At 65.2% G+C, this 13,721-nt stretch carries 13 protein-coding genes; 10 read left to right on the forward strand and 3 right to left on the reverse strand.

Annotation, left to right across the window (positions count from 1 at the left end; genetic code table 11):
- The first annotated feature begins 395 nt into the window (after nucleotides 1–395).
- Together ABIB80_RS13375 and ABIB80_RS13380 are read left to right on the forward strand one after the other, a co-directional pair.
- Nucleotides 396–1,553 carry a GGDEF domain-containing protein gene (locus ABIB80_RS13375; RefSeq protein ID WP_354127633.1) on the forward strand — a complete coding sequence of 386 codons (1,158 nt, stop codon included), beginning with the start codon at nucleotides 396–398 and terminating at the stop codon, nucleotides 1,551–1,553.
- A 63-nt stretch (nucleotides 1,554–1,616) separates the two neighbouring features.
- Nucleotides 1,617–2,720: a DUF2336 domain-containing protein gene (locus ABIB80_RS13380; protein ID WP_354127634.1), complete on the forward strand. Its 1,104-nt coding sequence runs from the start codon at nucleotides 1,617–1,619 to the stop codon at nucleotides 2,718–2,720.
- A 10-nt stretch (nucleotides 2,721–2,730) separates the two neighbouring features.
- Here ABIB80_RS13380 and ABIB80_RS13385 read toward each other — a convergent pair whose 3' ends face one another.
- Both ABIB80_RS13385 and ABIB80_RS13390 read right to left on the reverse strand, forming a co-directional pair.
- Nucleotides 2,731–3,369 (reverse strand): NrsF family protein, encoded by a 639-nt coding sequence (locus ABIB80_RS13385; RefSeq protein WP_007593588.1) that lies wholly within the window; start codon nucleotides 3,367–3,369, stop codon nucleotides 2,731–2,733.
- Nucleotides 3,370–3,371: 2 nt separating this feature from the next.
- A complete protein-coding gene (locus tag ABIB80_RS13390; protein WP_007593589.1) occupies nucleotides 3,372–3,917 on the reverse strand; it encodes a sigma-70 family RNA polymerase sigma factor in 546 nt (181 codons plus the stop codon).
- 288 nt (nucleotides 3,918–4,205) lie between these two features.
- Here ABIB80_RS13390 and ABIB80_RS13395 point away from each other — a divergent pair, with 288 nt between their 5' ends.
- The 8 genes from ABIB80_RS13395 (at nucleotide 4,206) to ABIB80_RS13430 (ending at nucleotide 10,582) form a co-directional block, all read left to right on the forward strand.
- On the forward strand, nucleotides 4,206–4,871 hold the full coding sequence (locus ABIB80_RS13395; RefSeq protein ID WP_219684885.1) for a hypothetical protein: 666 nt from the start codon (nucleotides 4,206–4,208) through the stop codon (nucleotides 4,869–4,871).
- A gap of 162 nt (nucleotides 4,872–5,033) precedes the next feature.
- Complete coding sequence (locus ABIB80_RS13400; RefSeq protein ID WP_354127635.1) at nucleotides 5,034–5,813, forward strand: enoyl-CoA hydratase; 780 nt, start codon at nucleotides 5,034–5,036, stop codon at nucleotides 5,811–5,813.
- A 184-nt stretch (nucleotides 5,814–5,997) separates the two neighbouring features.
- The gene (locus tag ABIB80_RS13405) at nucleotides 5,998–7,428 is read left to right on the forward strand and encodes a TolC family outer membrane protein (protein WP_376707533.1); all 1,431 of its coding nucleotides are present in this window, start codon (nucleotides 5,998–6,000) and stop codon (nucleotides 7,426–7,428) included.
- 153 nt (nucleotides 7,429–7,581) lie between these two features.
- On the forward strand, nucleotides 7,582–7,782 hold the full coding sequence (locus ABIB80_RS13410) for a type II toxin-antitoxin system RelE/ParE family toxin (RefSeq protein ID WP_354127636.1): 201 nt from the start codon (nucleotides 7,582–7,584) through the stop codon (nucleotides 7,780–7,782).
- Entirely contained in the window at nucleotides 7,782–8,132 is a 351-nt protein-coding gene (locus ABIB80_RS13415) for an addiction module antidote protein (RefSeq protein ID WP_354127637.1), read from the forward strand. The genes ABIB80_RS13410 and ABIB80_RS13415 overlap by 1 nt, the downstream gene beginning before the upstream one ends.
- Before the next feature lie 51 nt (nucleotides 8,133–8,183).
- Entirely contained in the window at nucleotides 8,184–8,741 is a 558-nt protein-coding gene (locus tag ABIB80_RS13420; protein ID WP_354127638.1) for a P-loop NTPase family protein, read from the forward strand.
- 51 nt (nucleotides 8,742–8,792) lie between these two features.
- Nucleotides 8,793–9,755, forward strand: coding sequence for an amidohydrolase family protein (locus tag ABIB80_RS13425; RefSeq protein WP_354127639.1), 963 nt, complete (start codon nucleotides 8,793–8,795; stop codon nucleotides 9,753–9,755).
- 200 nt (nucleotides 9,756–9,955) lie between these two features.
- Nucleotides 9,956–10,582 (forward strand): LysE family translocator, encoded by a 627-nt coding sequence (locus ABIB80_RS13430; protein ID WP_354127640.1) that lies wholly within the window; start codon nucleotides 9,956–9,958, stop codon nucleotides 10,580–10,582.
- 9 nt (nucleotides 10,583–10,591) lie between these two features.
- Here ABIB80_RS13430 and ABIB80_RS13435 read toward each other — a convergent pair whose 3' ends face one another.
- Nucleotides 10,592–13,708 carry an efflux RND transporter permease subunit gene (locus ABIB80_RS13435; protein ID WP_007593597.1) on the reverse strand — a complete coding sequence of 1,039 codons (3,117 nt, stop codon included), beginning with the start codon at nucleotides 13,706–13,708 and terminating at the stop codon, nucleotides 10,592–10,594.
- Between the last annotated feature and the right edge of the window lie 13 nt (nucleotides 13,709–13,721).

The raw sequence follows: 13,721 nt of genomic DNA on the forward strand, positions 1-13,721 counted from the left end.
GGTTCGACGGGAGGGGTAAAATTGTTCAACCTACCGCAGTCGTACGGGAAGCTGTGTGATCTACCCCACAGACGCGAAATTTCCTGTTGCCACCCGCGGCTGGGCGCTTCGCTCAAGAACGGTAACATAGTAATGAAGCACTTTCCTGAGCAATGCCGTCCCAGCTTAGACGGCCCGACGTGCATGGAACCTTAGCAGCTTAGCACGACATATGTCTTCCGAAGCCCTGCTTTGGCTCGACCGCGTCGCACACGATGCCTAATCGCCGGCAAATTCCTGGGGCGGTCGACGTCCCGCGCTGCCGCGCTGTACAGCGTGGATTCGGTTTCGAAGGATACCAAACCTAAAGGCTTGCCACGTAGATTTTTGGGCTGACATCCACGATTGGCGGGACCATGAGCACGGCTGCGACGTCCTTTCCCGAGAGGAATGCCGCTGAGGCCGCGGATCTCGCCCTGACCACCGAAGCGGCGGCACCCGAAGTCCTCGCGCGCCGGATCCGGCAGCGGCGCCAGATGTATGTCGGCCAGGTGGCGAGCTACTCGCTCGGCGCCTCCGTCCTGCTGCTCTACGCTTTTGACGGCGTGATCTCCATGGGCGTTCCGTCACTGTTCTGGCTCGGCGGCCTTCTGATCATCGGGACCTTCACCGTGCTGTCGGAAGCGGGCTTCGGCGACCGGTTCGAGGATCATTACCTCACCGTCTTCCAGATCTCGGCGCATATGACGCTGCAGCTGCTGTTCCTGCTCGCGGTGCCGACAGTCGGAGTTGCGTTCCTTGCCGTGCTGTTCCTGATCTTCGCCTTCGGCACGCTTCGTATGACCTCTAGTCAGGCGATGCTCACCTGGGGCCTTGCGACGTGCGGGCTCGCCTTGGTTTTCCTCGCCTCGGACTTGCCAATCGGACTACCGGTGACGACCCAGCTGCAACGGGCCGCCTCGATGCTGTGCTTCGTGCTGGTGATCGGCCAGTGCGCCTTCCTCGGCCTGTTCGGCGCCACGCTGCGCAAGATCCTGTACCGGCGCAGCATCGAGCTGAAGGCCGCCTATCAGCGCATCGAGGAGCTGGCGGAGCTCGACGAGCTCACCGGCTCCTACAACCGCCGCTGCATCATGCGACTTCTCGACGCCGAGATCGAAAAATCGCGGCAGACATCGAGGCCTTGCGCGATCGCGCTGATCGACCTCGACTGGTTCAAGCGCATCAACGACGCCTACGGCCATCCCGTCGGCGACGAGGTGCTGCGCACCTTCGCGATCACCATGTTCGCCAATATCCGCCCCGCCGACTGCTTCGGCCGCTACGGCGGCGAGGAATTCTTGCTGCTGCTGCCTGGGATGGACGGCGATGCGGCGTCGCGCATGCTCGATCGCCTGCGCGGGATCGTCGCCGATCTGGACTGGAGCGCATTCTCCCCGGGCATGCGCGTGACCATTTCCGCGGGCGTCGTGACGCTACGCGACAACGATACTGCCGACACGTTTCTCGTGCGCGCCGATAGCGCGCTCTATTCCGCCAAGGCACAGGGGCGCAACCGCATTGCAACCAGCTGACCAATCCATTTTCTCCCGGCGCGACAGAAGCCGCGGCCGGGCCGAACGCTCCAGGACAGGGCAATGAGATCCAAAGCCGTAAAATCATCCGAAAGTCTGCTCGAGGAATTGCAAACTGCGCTCTCGCACGGCACCGTCGCGCACCGGGTCGAGACACTGCGCCGCGTCACCGATCTCTTCGTGGGCAACGCCTTGGACTATTCCGACGACCACGTTCGTGTGTTCGATGACGTGTTCCAATGCCTGATCGAGCAGATCGAGACGTCCGCCAGGGCGCTGCTCGCAGAACGCCTCGCACCGATCGCGGCTGCGCCGCCGAAGATCATCCGCACGCTCGCGCTCGACGAGGTGATCGAGGTTTCCGGCCCGGTGCTGTCGAAATCCGAACGGCTGGACGAGGCGACCCTGATCGAGATCGCGCGCACCAGGGGCCAGGCCCATCTCAAGGCGATCTCGCTGCGGCGGGTACTGTCGGAAGCGCTGAGCGACGTGCTGGTGACCCGCGGCGACGAGGACGTGGTGCAATCGACCGTCAACAATCCGGGCGCGCAACTGTCGGAGGGAAGTCTCGCCGACCTCGTGACCCGCGCCGAACGTGACGACGACCTCGCCAGCTCCATCGGCCTGCGGGCCGACCTGCCCCGCCATCATTATTTGAAGCTGGTCGCGAAGGCCTCCTTGGCCGTGCGCAGGAAGCTGGAGGCCGCGCATCCGGAGCTCGCGGACGACGTGTCCAGCGTGGTCCAGGAAGCGGCGCAGCGAATCCGCGCCGCCAGCATGACCAGGCAGACCGAGAGGGCGCGCGCGCTGGTGAAGTCGCTGCACGAGGACGGCCGCCTCACCGAGCTCCAGGTCGCCACCTTCGCGGAGCAGGGCAAGTTCGACGAAACCAACGCAGGGCTTGCCGCGCTTGCGGGCGTCGCAGTCGAGACCGCCGAGACCATGATGATCGAAAGCCGGGTCGAGGGCGTGATGATCCTCGCCAAGGTCGCGGCCATGCAATGGTCGAGCGTCCGCGCCATCATCGCCCTGCGCGAGAAGCTCGCAGGCGGCTCGCAGACCGACATGGTGACGCTGCGCGACGCTTACGAGGCGCTGCGCAGTTCGACCGCGCAGCAGGTGCTGCGCTTCCACCGCATGCAGCAGGGCGCGACGCCGGCGGCGTGAAGCCGGCGAGCTAGTAGCGTAGGACCTTCGCCCCCACCAGCGCGCCAATTGCCGTCACCAACGCGGTCGCGAGCGTGTACCAGGTCGCGACGAACAGCGGCGAGTCATCGGTGCAGTGCGAGGCGTACAGCGTCGCGGCAAGGCCCGCCGACACCAGGCCGGCGAGCGCGCCGGCGAGCGCGGGGTGGGACGGCGCGCCGTGGCGCAGGCCGAACAGGGCCCCCGCAAGCAGCGGCAGCGACATCGCAGGGATTGCCAACAGGCACACCCTGGAATTCTTGCCCATCAATCGCATCGTCATCGGCATGGCCGGCGCCATCATCGCCTCGCTGCCGATCGCCACCGCGAGCAGCCCGACGGGCAGCAGCAGCAGCCAGCCCCAGCCACGCAGCAAGGCTTCGGGACGCGACAGATGCAGGCTGACGATGATCGCGGGTATCGCGAGCGACAGCGTGACCGCGAACTTCATGTCGAAGAACGGGTTGTGCATCGCGCTCATCACGTCGTGACGCACACCGAGGAAGGTGGCGAAGATCAGAATCGACAGGGGCGCGGCGACCAGCAGCGCCATGGTCAGCACCGCGCCGACGCGCGGCGGGCGATGGGCGTTGTCGGCCGCGAGCGTGCGAATGAGTTGATCGGTATCCATGACTAGTGGTTCCGCAGTTTGGCTGTCAGCGCCGCAAGTCCGCGATGCAGCGCCACCCGCACCGCGCCCTCGCTCATCGAATATTTCGCCGCCGTGTCCTTGATCGAGGTGCTGTCGACCGCGATCGACTGCAACACGTCGCGCTGGCGTTGCGGCAGCGTATTGAGCTGGCTGGCGACTTCGCCGGCCGAGACCGTCTCCTGCGGCGCCTCGCCCGGCAGGGTCTCGGCGAAATCGTCGATGTTGACGAAGATCCGCCTCCCCCGTCGCCGCAGCATGTCGATCAGCTTGTTGCGGCCGATCGCAAACAGCCACGGGGCGAAGGGGGCTTCGCTGTCCCAAGTGTGCCGCTTCAGATGCACCGCCAACAGAATCTCCTGCACGATATCCTCGGCCTGGTCGGGAGGCTGCCCGGCCCGCGCCAGGCCGCGCCTCGCGGCAGCGCGCAGCACAGGCGTGACCGCCTTCAACAGGCGATGATACGCTGCGTCATCGCCTGCCATGGCCGACCGCATCAGGCCGGTCCACTCGTCCTCACGTCCGCGCACGCGCGCCCTCACCATGCAATTCGGCCGTTCTTTCAGTTTGTTACGCCGGCGGCGGCACGATCACGAATTCGTGATCGTGCTTGGCCGCGCGACCGATACGGCCGTCAAAATCTGCGACGGCTCATAACACCGATCGGTCCCGTCCGCACCCGTGGCCGGCCGCGAACGCAACGGTTTGCCGCGCTTTTGCCCGGTGTGGCCCGAAGATTCCCATTTTCTGCCCCGCTGTGGTCACGCCCCAGGGTCTCTGTTCGCTCCCGGGACGGGTGGAATTGGGGAGATGTCAACATGATGAAAGCCAGCGGGCGCGCGGCCCTGATTCTCCTGGCCGGGCTTTTCGTGCTGTTTGGGGGCGTTGCACAGGCGGCGCCGAGTTCAGCCGCTAGCAGCAAGTCGGACAGCGCAGGCAAACAGGCGGACGAGGTCAAGCCGAGCAAGCAGCGGCGTCACACGTCGCGCCACCGCGACAGCGCCAAGACGGCGCAAAAATCCGACGACAAGGCCGACAAGAAGGACGCTACGGCAACGGCCGACGAGGCGAAGGCCGACAACCGTGACGCGCCGGCCTCGAGCCAGATGCCGCCGGAAGTCGCCAACGCCAATGCGCAGCTCGCCGCCGCCGATACGCCGACCGCGGCGGCCGCCTCCGCAATGACGGGCCGGGCCAACGACAACGTCCAGGCCGCGGCCGATAATACCGCCGCCCCGAACGCCGAGAGCCAGGTCGTCCCACCCGATCAGCTCAACGACATCGACCGCGCCCTGCAACAGGACAGCGCGCCGGCACAGAAGGCGGTGATCGCCGCAACCGACGCGCAGCCGCGTCCGGCGCCGGTGATGGCAAGCAGCCAACAGAGTTCGGCCTGGGACCAGAGCTCCCTGATCGGAAAAATCTTCATCGGCGTCGGCACGCTGCTGACGCTGGCCTCCGCCGCGCGCATGTTCATGGCGTGACTTTGGCTTGATTTTGGCCTGATCGCCGACCCGCGGGACCTCGTCCGGAACGCGCATCTCGCCGCGTGTTCCGGCCGTTCGTGCTCCGGTGGCTTTGGCGCCTCTTGAAGCCCACCGCGTCAGCGGGCACATTGCCCGCTCAACCAAAAGCGTGGGTGGAGCATGAGCACGTTCGAACACATCATCGTCGAAAACAAAGGTGCGGTCGGCATCATCAAGCTGAATCGGCCGAAGCTGCTCAACGCACTCTCCTTCGGCGTCTTCCGCGAGATCGCCGCGGCCGTCGACGATCTCGAAGCCGATGACGCCATCGGCTGCATCGTCGTGACCGGCAGCGAGAAGGCATTTGCCGCCGGCGCCGACATCAAGGAGATGCAGCCGAAAGGCTTCATCGACATGTTCTCGGAGGATTTTGCCGCGATCGGCGGCGATCGGGTCGCGCGCTGCCGCAAGCCGACGATCGCCGCGGTCGCGGGCTATGCCCTCGGCGGCGGCTGCGAGCTCGCGATGATGTGCGACTTCATCATCGCCGCCGACACCGCCAAATTTGGTCAACCCGAAATCACGCTCGGCACCATCCCCGGCATCGGCGGTACCCAGCGCCTGACCCGTGCGATCGGCAAGTCCAAGGCGATGGACCTTTGCCTCACCGGCCGCATGATGGATGCAGCCGAAGCCGAGCGCAGCGGCCTCGTCAGCCGCATCGTTCCGGCCGACAAGCTGATGGACGAGGTGATGGGCGCGGCCGAGAAGGTTGCCGCGATGTCGCGGCCCGCGGTCGCGATGGCCAAGGAAGCGGTCAACCGCGCCTTCGAGACCACGCTCGCCGAGGGCATGAGCGTCGAGCGCAACCTGTTCCACTCGACCTTCGCGCTGGAGGACCGCTCCGAGGGCATGGCGGCGTTCATCGAGAAGCGGAAGCCGGTGAACAAGAACCGGTAAGGAGGCGCGCGGTCAGGCTGGTGTAAGGCAATGCCGTTCCCGCAGAATCCCTGTGATGTACCTGCAACAAGCACGGAATAGATGGGGGTTTCCCCCGCGGCAGTTTGCCTGCGGGACCTCGGCTGGTTAAACAGTTAAGAGAGCCGCCGTCGGCGGGGGCGGACAGCCGGGATTTGCGGATTACATGATTGGGCGTGCCGCCAGAGCTGGTCGCGTGATGACGCGGCACCGATCGGGCGTGGCTCCTGTGCTCGCGACATGGACCACGCTTGCGCTCTGTTGCGCCCTGCCCTCCGCGGCACGGTCGGAAGCGCTGCCGGAGGCGCTCGCCAAGGCCTACCAGACCAATCCGCAGCTCAATGCCGAGCGCGCACGGCAACGCGCCACTGACGAGAACCTGCCGCAGGCGCTCGCGGGCTACCGGCCACAGATCGTGGCAAGCCTCAGCGCCGGGCTGCAATCGGTGCGCAACCTGCTGCCCGACAACACCATCCAGACCGCCAATCTGAAGCCGTGGATCATCGGCGTCACCGTGACGCAGACCCTGTTCAACGGCTTCCGCACCGCCAACAACGTGCGCGCCGCCGAACTCCAGGTGCAGTCGGGCCGCGAGGCGCTGCGCAACGTCGGCCAGGGCGTGCTGCTCGACGCGGTCACCGCCTACACCAACGTGCTCGCCAACCAATCGCTGGTCGAGGCGCAGCGCTCCAACGTCGCCTTCCTGCGCGAAACGCTCTCGGTCACTCAACGGCGCCTCAACGCCGGCGACGTCACGCCGACCGACAGCGCCCAGGCCGAGGCGCGGCTCAACCGCGGGCTCTCCGATCTCAACGCCGCCGAAGTCGCGCTCGCGGTGAGCCAGGCGATATACGCACAGGTGATCGGCAATGCACCGTCGCAGCTTCGCGCTGCCGAAGTCGTCGACCGCTATCTGCCGAAGAGCCGTGAAGACGCGTTGACGATGGCGATCCGCCAGCACCCGGCAGTGATGGCCGCCGGCTTCGACGTCGATGTCGCCTCCACCAACATCCGCGTCGCCGAAGGCGCGCTGCTGCCGAGCGCCAGCGTCCAGGGCAGCGCCAGCAAGAGCCGTAACAACGACCCGACGCTCGGCACCTTCGCCGAAGATCAGGCCTCGATCGTCGCCAATGTCACCGTGCCGATCTACGACGGTGGCCAAGCCGCCGCACAGACCCGGCAGGCCAAGGAGATCACGGCGCAGAGCCGGCTCGTGCTCGACCAGGTGCGCAACCAGGCGCGCACGGCGGCGGTCAGCGCGTGGGTTGTCCATGAAGGCGCCAAGATCGCGGTCTCGGCCTCGGAGTCCGAAGTGAAGGCGGCGACCGTCGCGCTCCAGGGCGTGCAGCGCGAGGCCGCCGGCGGACAGCGCACGACGGTGGATGTGCTGAACTCGCAGGCCGATCTGATCCAGGCCAAGGCCCGCCTGATCGGCGCCAACCGCGACCGCGTGATCGCGTCCTATACGCTGCTCAGCGCCGTCGGCCATCTCGACGTCAAGACCTTGAGCCTGAACACGCCGGACTATCTGCCCGAGGTGCACTACCAGCAGGTCCGTGACGCCTGGCACGGCCTGCGCACGCCGTCCGGGCAGTAGTTTCCGCAACGCCTTTGGGCTCTCCACCGCCCAGGCACGCCACCCTCCTTTGACATTTTGTAGCCCATGGGCTACATTTGCACCTCATGATCGAGGTGAGGCAAACCGAGCATTTTTCGGAGTGGCTGACACGCCTCAAGGACGCCAGCGCGGTTGCCCGGATCACTGCCCGCGTTCGCCGACAGCAAGAGCGTCGGTCGCAACGTCCGGGAAATGCGCATCGACTACGGACCGGGCTATCGGATCTACTATGTGCAGCGCGGAACGCAGATTGTGATCCTGCTGTGTGGCGGGGACAAGCGCACGCAGCGACACGACATCAAGCTAGCCCAGCAACTGGCGGAGACAATGTGATGCCAAAAGCAGCGAAAACGACGGTCAAGGCGGCATCCAGGACGACGCGTTTCGACGCTGCCGACTATCTCAACACTGAAGAACGTCAGGCCGCCTATATTGCGGCCGCATTAGAGACCGGCGATCCTGATTTCGTGCGCGACGCACTCGGCCTTGTCGCTCGCGCGCGCGGGATGAGCGCGATCGCGAAGAAAGCCGGGTTGAACCGCGAGAGTCTGTACAAGGCGCTCGGAGAGACCGGAAATCCTGAGTTTGGCACGGTCATGCGCATTGTCGGAGCGTTAGGCCTGACATTGTCCGCCCAACCCGCGACAAGCGGGCGAACGTCGAAGCGCCGCCGAGCGGCGTGAGGGAGCACGCCGCACCCGCGAAATCGGTTCGGGCAGTCTCAGGATGTGAATATGAAAAGCCGCCGCATCCATCTGATGGGAGCTTCAGGCTCCGGCGTGACGACGCTCGGCCGTGCGCTCGCCGGCCGGCTTGCGCTGCCGCATCACGACAGCGATGATTATTTCTGGCTCCCGACCGCGCCGCCCTACCAGACCACGCGCCCTGCCGCCGAACGTTTGCGACTGATGCGCGAGATGTTCTTGCCGCGGCTCGATTGGGTGCTGAGCGGAACCGTCACCGGTTGGGGCGACGAGCTCGTCCCATTCTTCGATCTCGTCGTCTTTGTGACGACGCCGCGCGAGCTCCGCTTGCAGCGCCTGCGTGACCGCGAGGCTACGCATTTCGGAGCGGACGCCGTCGCACAGGGCGGCTGGCGTCATGAGGAGGCGGAGTCGTTCGTTGACTGGGCCTCGCACTACGAAGCCGGCGATCGCGACGGCCGTAGTCTCCCAAAAGATGAAGCGTGGCTCGCGAAGCTGCCCTGCCCGGTCGTGCGCGTCGACGGCTCACGCCCGCTTGCGGACCTCGTCGAGCAGCTATGCAGCGAAGCGCAGCGGCTGCCGGGCTGATGTGATACTGTCACGACGCCACTGCCAAATAATAAAATAGGGGGAGAAACCATGCTCAATCGACGCAGCGCTCTGCTTGCCTCTCTTGCCGCCGGAGTAGCCATGACCAGCAAAGCCCACGCCCGTGCGGCGCAGCCCGCGACGGCGGTCAATTTCGACGTCCCGACCCATGCCTGCGACTGTCACACCCACATCCATGGCGACGTCGAGAAGTTTCCATTTTTTGCCGGCCGCGTTTACACGCCAGAGCCGGCTTCGCCGGAGGAAATGGCTGCGCTGCACAAGGCGCTGCATATCGAGCGCGTTGTGATCGTGACGCCGAGTGTCTACGGCACCGATAATTCCTCGACGCTGTTCGGCATGAAGGCGCGTGGCGCGGCCGCGCGCGGGGTGGCCGTGATCGACGACAAAACGACCGAGGCCCAGCTTGACACGATGCATGCAGACGGCTTTCGCGGTGTCCGCCTCAATCTCGCGACCGGCGGCGTCAATGATCCCAATGTCGGCCGGCCGCGCTTCACCGCCGCCGTCGAGCGCATGAAGGCGCGCGGCTGGCACGTGCAGCTCTACACCACGCTGCCCATGATCTCGGCGATCAAGGACCTCGTCGAGACGGCGCCGGTACCCATTGTATTCGACCATTTCGGCGGCCTCGAGGCTTCGCTTGGGCTCGAGCAGCCGGGATTTGCCGACCTGGTCGCGCTGGTGAAATCCGGCAAGGCCCATGTCAAGATTTCCGGCGCCTATCGCTCCTCGAAGCTCGCGCCCGACTATCAGGACATGGCGCCCTATGCGCGCGCACTGATCGCAGCGAATGCGGACCGCGTCGTCTGGGGTACGGACTGGCCGCACCCGGATTCGAGCCGTGTCGAGGGACGCAAAGCCACCGACATCGCACCGCTCTACCAGATCGACGACGGCCGCCTGCTCAACCAGCTTCCGGTATGGGCGCCGGATGCGGATGTGCGCAAGAAGATCCTGGTCGACAACCCGGCGCAACTCTACGGGTTCTGAGTCGCGCCAAGCGCAATTCGGTTCAACGACCGCGACACGTTTCCACAGTGAGGCGTGGAACTGTTGTCGCGAAGGCACAAACCCGTTGGACTCACACGAACGTGTTTGTGCTCTCGCTCGTTTCTCACCCTTCTGGTTGAGGCGGCGATTCATTTTCGGGGCTACGCACACGCACAGATTTCATTTGTTCGTGCGGGTGCATGTCTTTATCGCATTATCTTGCCGCGCTTTTTTCCGGCATTGGAATTGGTTTCACCGTCGCCGCCCCCATCGGCCCGATGGGTATGCTGTGCATTCAGCGCACATTGGCATCAGGCATGGCCACGGGCCTCGCAACCGGCTTCGGCGCGGCGACCGTGCATCTCACCTACAGCGCCCTCGCGGTTTTGGGACTGGGCTCACTGGCACAGCCCTGGGTCGAGGCCAATGCCGCCGGCTTCGGCATCGTCTCGGCGCTCACGCTGCTGTGGTTCGCGATCCGGACCCATCGCGGCTCGGTCGCGCTCCAGACGACCGACGACGTCGACAGCGTACGTCTGGCGCGCGCCTATCTCAGCGCCATCGCGCTTGGGTTCGCCAATCCGCTGACCGTCATCCTGTTTCTGGCTGCGCTGCACGCCTTTTCAATGCAAGCCGCGGCAGCCCCGCTGATCGCCGGTGTCTTCGTCGGTTCCGCGATCTGGTGGACCGTGCTCAGCACGATCGTGGCAACGGCGCGATCACGGCTGACGCCGCGCATGCTGTCGATGAGCAGCCGGTTGGCCAGCCTGATGCTGCTGGGCCTAGGCACCATGATGCTGGTGCGGATCGCGCAGCGAATGCTGTGATTGGCAGCGTCAGCGTGCGCGGCGGGAGAAGAAGGAGATCAGCACCGGCAGCGTCACCAGGATCACGATCGGCGCGAGCATCATGCCTGTCACTACGACCACCGCGAGCGGCTTCTGCACCTGCGAGCCGATGCCTTCCGACAGCGCGGCCGGCAACAGACCGATGCCCGCGACGACGCAGGTCATCAGCACCGGCCGAAGCTGCAATTCGCCGGTGCGTATCACCGCGCTCATGCGGTCCATGCCCTCTTCGATGAGCTGGTTGAACTGCGACAGGATGATGATGCCGTCCATCACGGCAATGCCGAACAGCGCGATGAAGCCGATCGCCGCCGAGACACTGAAGGCGGTGCCGGTGATCAAGAGACCGAGCACGCCGCCGAAGATCGCCATCGGGATCACGCTCATGGCGAGCAGCGTGTCGGTCATCGAGCCGAAATTGAACCAGAGCAGGACGCCGATCAGCGCCAGCGAGATCGGCACCACGATCGACAATCGCCGGATCGCGTCCTGGAGATTGCCGAATTCGCCGACCCAGTCCATGTGCGCGCCGGGCGGCAGCTGCACCTGATCGGCGATCTTCTGCTGCGCCTCGCGGATGGCGCTGCCGAGGTCGCGTTCACGCACCGAGAACTTGATGGGCAGATAGCGTTCCTGCTGCTCGCGATAAATGTAGGCCGCACCCGAGACGAGGCTGATGGTGGCGACCTCGCTCAGGGGGATCTGCGTGACGGTGCCGTTCGGTCCGGGCGCGCCGATCCGCAAATTCTGGATCGCCTCGGCGCTCCTGCGGAATTCCGGCGCGAGACGAACGATGATCGGGAAGTGGCGGTCGCTTCCCGCCTCGTAGATGTCGCCGGCGGTGTCGCCGCCGATCGCGACCTTGATGGTGGCATTGATGTCGCCCGGCGCGAGGCCGTAGCGCGCGGCCTTGGCGCGGTTGATGTCGATCTGGATGGTCGGCTGCCCGAGTGAGGTGAACACCGCAAGATCGGTGACGCCCTGCACGGTTGCCAGCACCGACTTGATCTTGTTGGCGGTGTCGGTCAGCGCCTGGAGGTCGCTGCCGAACAGCTTGATCGAGTTCTCGCCCTTCACGCCGGAGACGGCTTCGGAGACGTTGTCCTGGAGATATTGCGAGAAGTTGAACTCGACGCCGGGGAAGCGATCGTCGAGCTGCTTGAGCAGTTGCGCGGTCAGCTCTTCCTTGTCGCGGGTGCCGGGCCATTGGCTCGCGGGCTTGAGCGGCGCGAAGAACTCGGCGTTGAAGAAGCCGGCGGCGTCAGTGCCGTCATCGGGGCGGCCGTGCTGCGACACCACGGATTCCACTTCAGGCCGCGCGCGGATCACCTTGCGCATCTCGTTGACGTAGGAGTTGCCTTCCTGGAGCGAGATGGTCGGCGGCAGCGTGGCGCGGATCCAGAGATTGCCCTCCTCCAGCTTCGGCAGGAATTCGAGGCCAAGCAAGCGGCTGAGCGCAACCGTCATCAGCACGAGGCCGAACGCGCCACCGAGCATGATGCCGCGGTTGGCGACCGCCCAATGCAGCACCGGCATGTAGATCCGATGCAGGATCAGCATCACCCTGGTCTCGGTCTCATGGACATGCGCGGGCAGGATGATCGCGGACAGCGCCGGAGTGACGGTGAAGGTCGCAAGCAGGCCGCCGGCCAGCGCATAAGCATAGGTGCGCGCCATCGGCCCGAAGATGTTGCCCTCGACGCCGGAGAGCGTGAACAGCGGCAGGAAGGCCGCGATGATGATCGCCGCGGCGAAGAAGATCGAACGGGAAACATCGGCCGCTGCGCTGAGGATGGCGTGGCTTTTCATGCCGAACAGCGTCTCGGACGACATCTGCTCGGATTCCGACATCGGCGTCGTCTGCGTCAGGCGCCGGAAGATCGCTTCCACCATGATGACGGTGGCATCGACGATCAGGCCGAAATCGATCGCACCGACCGACAGCAGGTTCGCCGATTCCCCGCGCAGCACCAGGATGATCACCGCGAAGAACAGCGCGAACGGGATGGTGGCGCCGACGATCAGCGCACTGCGGAGATCGCCGAGGAAGATCCACTGCAACAGCACGATCAGCAAGATGCCGACCACCATGTTGTGCAGCACGGTGTGGGTGGTGAGCTCAATCAGGTCACCGCGGTCGTAGATGCGCTCGATGCGCACGCCGGGCGGCAGGATGCTGGACTCGTTGATGGTTTGAACGAGCTGGTGGACGCGCTTGATGGTTGGCGAGCTCTGCTCGCCACGGCGCATCAGGACGATGCCTTGCACGATGTCGTCGGCCTCGTCGAGGCCGGCAATGCCGAGACGGGGCTTCTGCCCGACGGTGACGGTGGCGACGTCCTTGACCAGCACCGGATTGCCGTTGGTCTGCGAGACCATCGTGTTGGCGAGGTCGTCGATCGAGCGGATCAGGCCGACGCCGCGCACCACCGCCGATTGCTGACCGATATTGACGGTGTTGCCGCCGACATTGACGTTGGAATTGCCGACCGCCTGGAGCAATTGCGGCAGCGTCAGGCCGTTGGCGACCAGCTTGTTGAAGTCGACCTGGAGCTCGTAGGTCTTGCTCTTGCCGCCCCACCCGGTGACGTCGATCACGCCGGGCACGGCACGGAAGCGCCGCTGGAGGATCCAGTCCTGGATGGTCTTGAGGTCGAGCACGCTGTAGTTCGGCGGACCGACGAGACGGTAGCGGAAGATCTCGCCAATCGGGCTGAGCGGCGAGATCTGCGGCTGCACGTTGCCGGGCAGTGGAGCGAGCTGCGCCAGGCGGTTCAAGACCTGCTGCAACGCCTCGTCATAAGTGTAGGCGAAGGAGAACTGCAGTTTGACGTCGGAGAGGCCGTAGAGCGAGATGGTGCGAATGGTCGTCAGGTTCTTCAGACCCGCGACCTGGGTCTCGATCGGAATCGTGATGTAGCGCTCGATCTCCTCCGCCGACAGGCCCGGGCTCTGCGTCACGATGTCGACCATCGGCGGGGTCGGATCGGGGTAAGCCTCGATGTTGAGCTGGTTGAACGCGATCAGGCCGCCGATGAGCACGGCGACGAACATCCCGACCATCAGGAAGCGCCGGTTGACGGCAAGGGCGACGAGGCGATCCATTCAGGTCTTCAGC

This window comes from Bradyrhizobium sp. i1.15.2, assembly GCF_040548425.1.
GTDB lineage: Bacteria > Pseudomonadota > Alphaproteobacteria > Rhizobiales > Xanthobacteraceae > Bradyrhizobium > Bradyrhizobium canariense.

Bases quoted from the DNA above. Each gene is read 5' to 3' on its own strand.
- ABIB80_RS13375 (WP_354127633.1), top strand. From the start codon at position 396: ATGAGCACGGCTGCGACGTCCTTTCCCGAGAGGAATGCCGCTGAGGCC.
- ABIB80_RS13380 (WP_354127634.1), top strand. From the start codon at position 1,617: ATGAGATCCAAAGCCGTAAAATCATCCGAAAGTCTGCTCGAGGAATTG.
- ABIB80_RS13385 (WP_007593588.1), bottom strand. From the start codon at position 3,369: ATGGATACCGATCAACTCATTCGCACGCTCGCGGCCGACAACGCCCAT.
- ABIB80_RS13395 (WP_219684885.1), top strand. From the start codon at position 4,206: ATGATGAAAGCCAGCGGGCGCGCGGCCCTGATTCTCCTGGCCGGGCTT.
- ABIB80_RS13400 (WP_354127635.1), top strand. From the start codon at position 5,034: ATGAGCACGTTCGAACACATCATCGTCGAAAACAAAGGTGCGGTCGGC.
- ABIB80_RS13405 (WP_376707533.1), top strand. From the start codon at position 5,998: ATGATTGGGCGTGCCGCCAGAGCTGGTCGCGTGATGACGCGGCACCGA.
- ABIB80_RS13415 (WP_354127637.1), top strand. From the start codon at position 7,782: ATGCCAAAAGCAGCGAAAACGACGGTCAAGGCGGCATCCAGGACGACG.
- ABIB80_RS13420 (WP_354127638.1), top strand. From the start codon at position 8,184: ATGAAAAGCCGCCGCATCCATCTGATGGGAGCTTCAGGCTCCGGCGTG.
- ABIB80_RS13425 (WP_354127639.1), top strand. From the start codon at position 8,793: ATGCTCAATCGACGCAGCGCTCTGCTTGCCTCTCTTGCCGCCGGAGTA.
- ABIB80_RS13430 (WP_354127640.1), top strand. From the start codon at position 9,956: ATGTCTTTATCGCATTATCTTGCCGCGCTTTTTTCCGGCATTGGAATT.
- ABIB80_RS13435 (WP_007593597.1), bottom strand. From the start codon at position 13,708: ATGGATCGCCTCGTCGCCCTTGCCGTCAACCGGCGCTTCCTGATGGTC.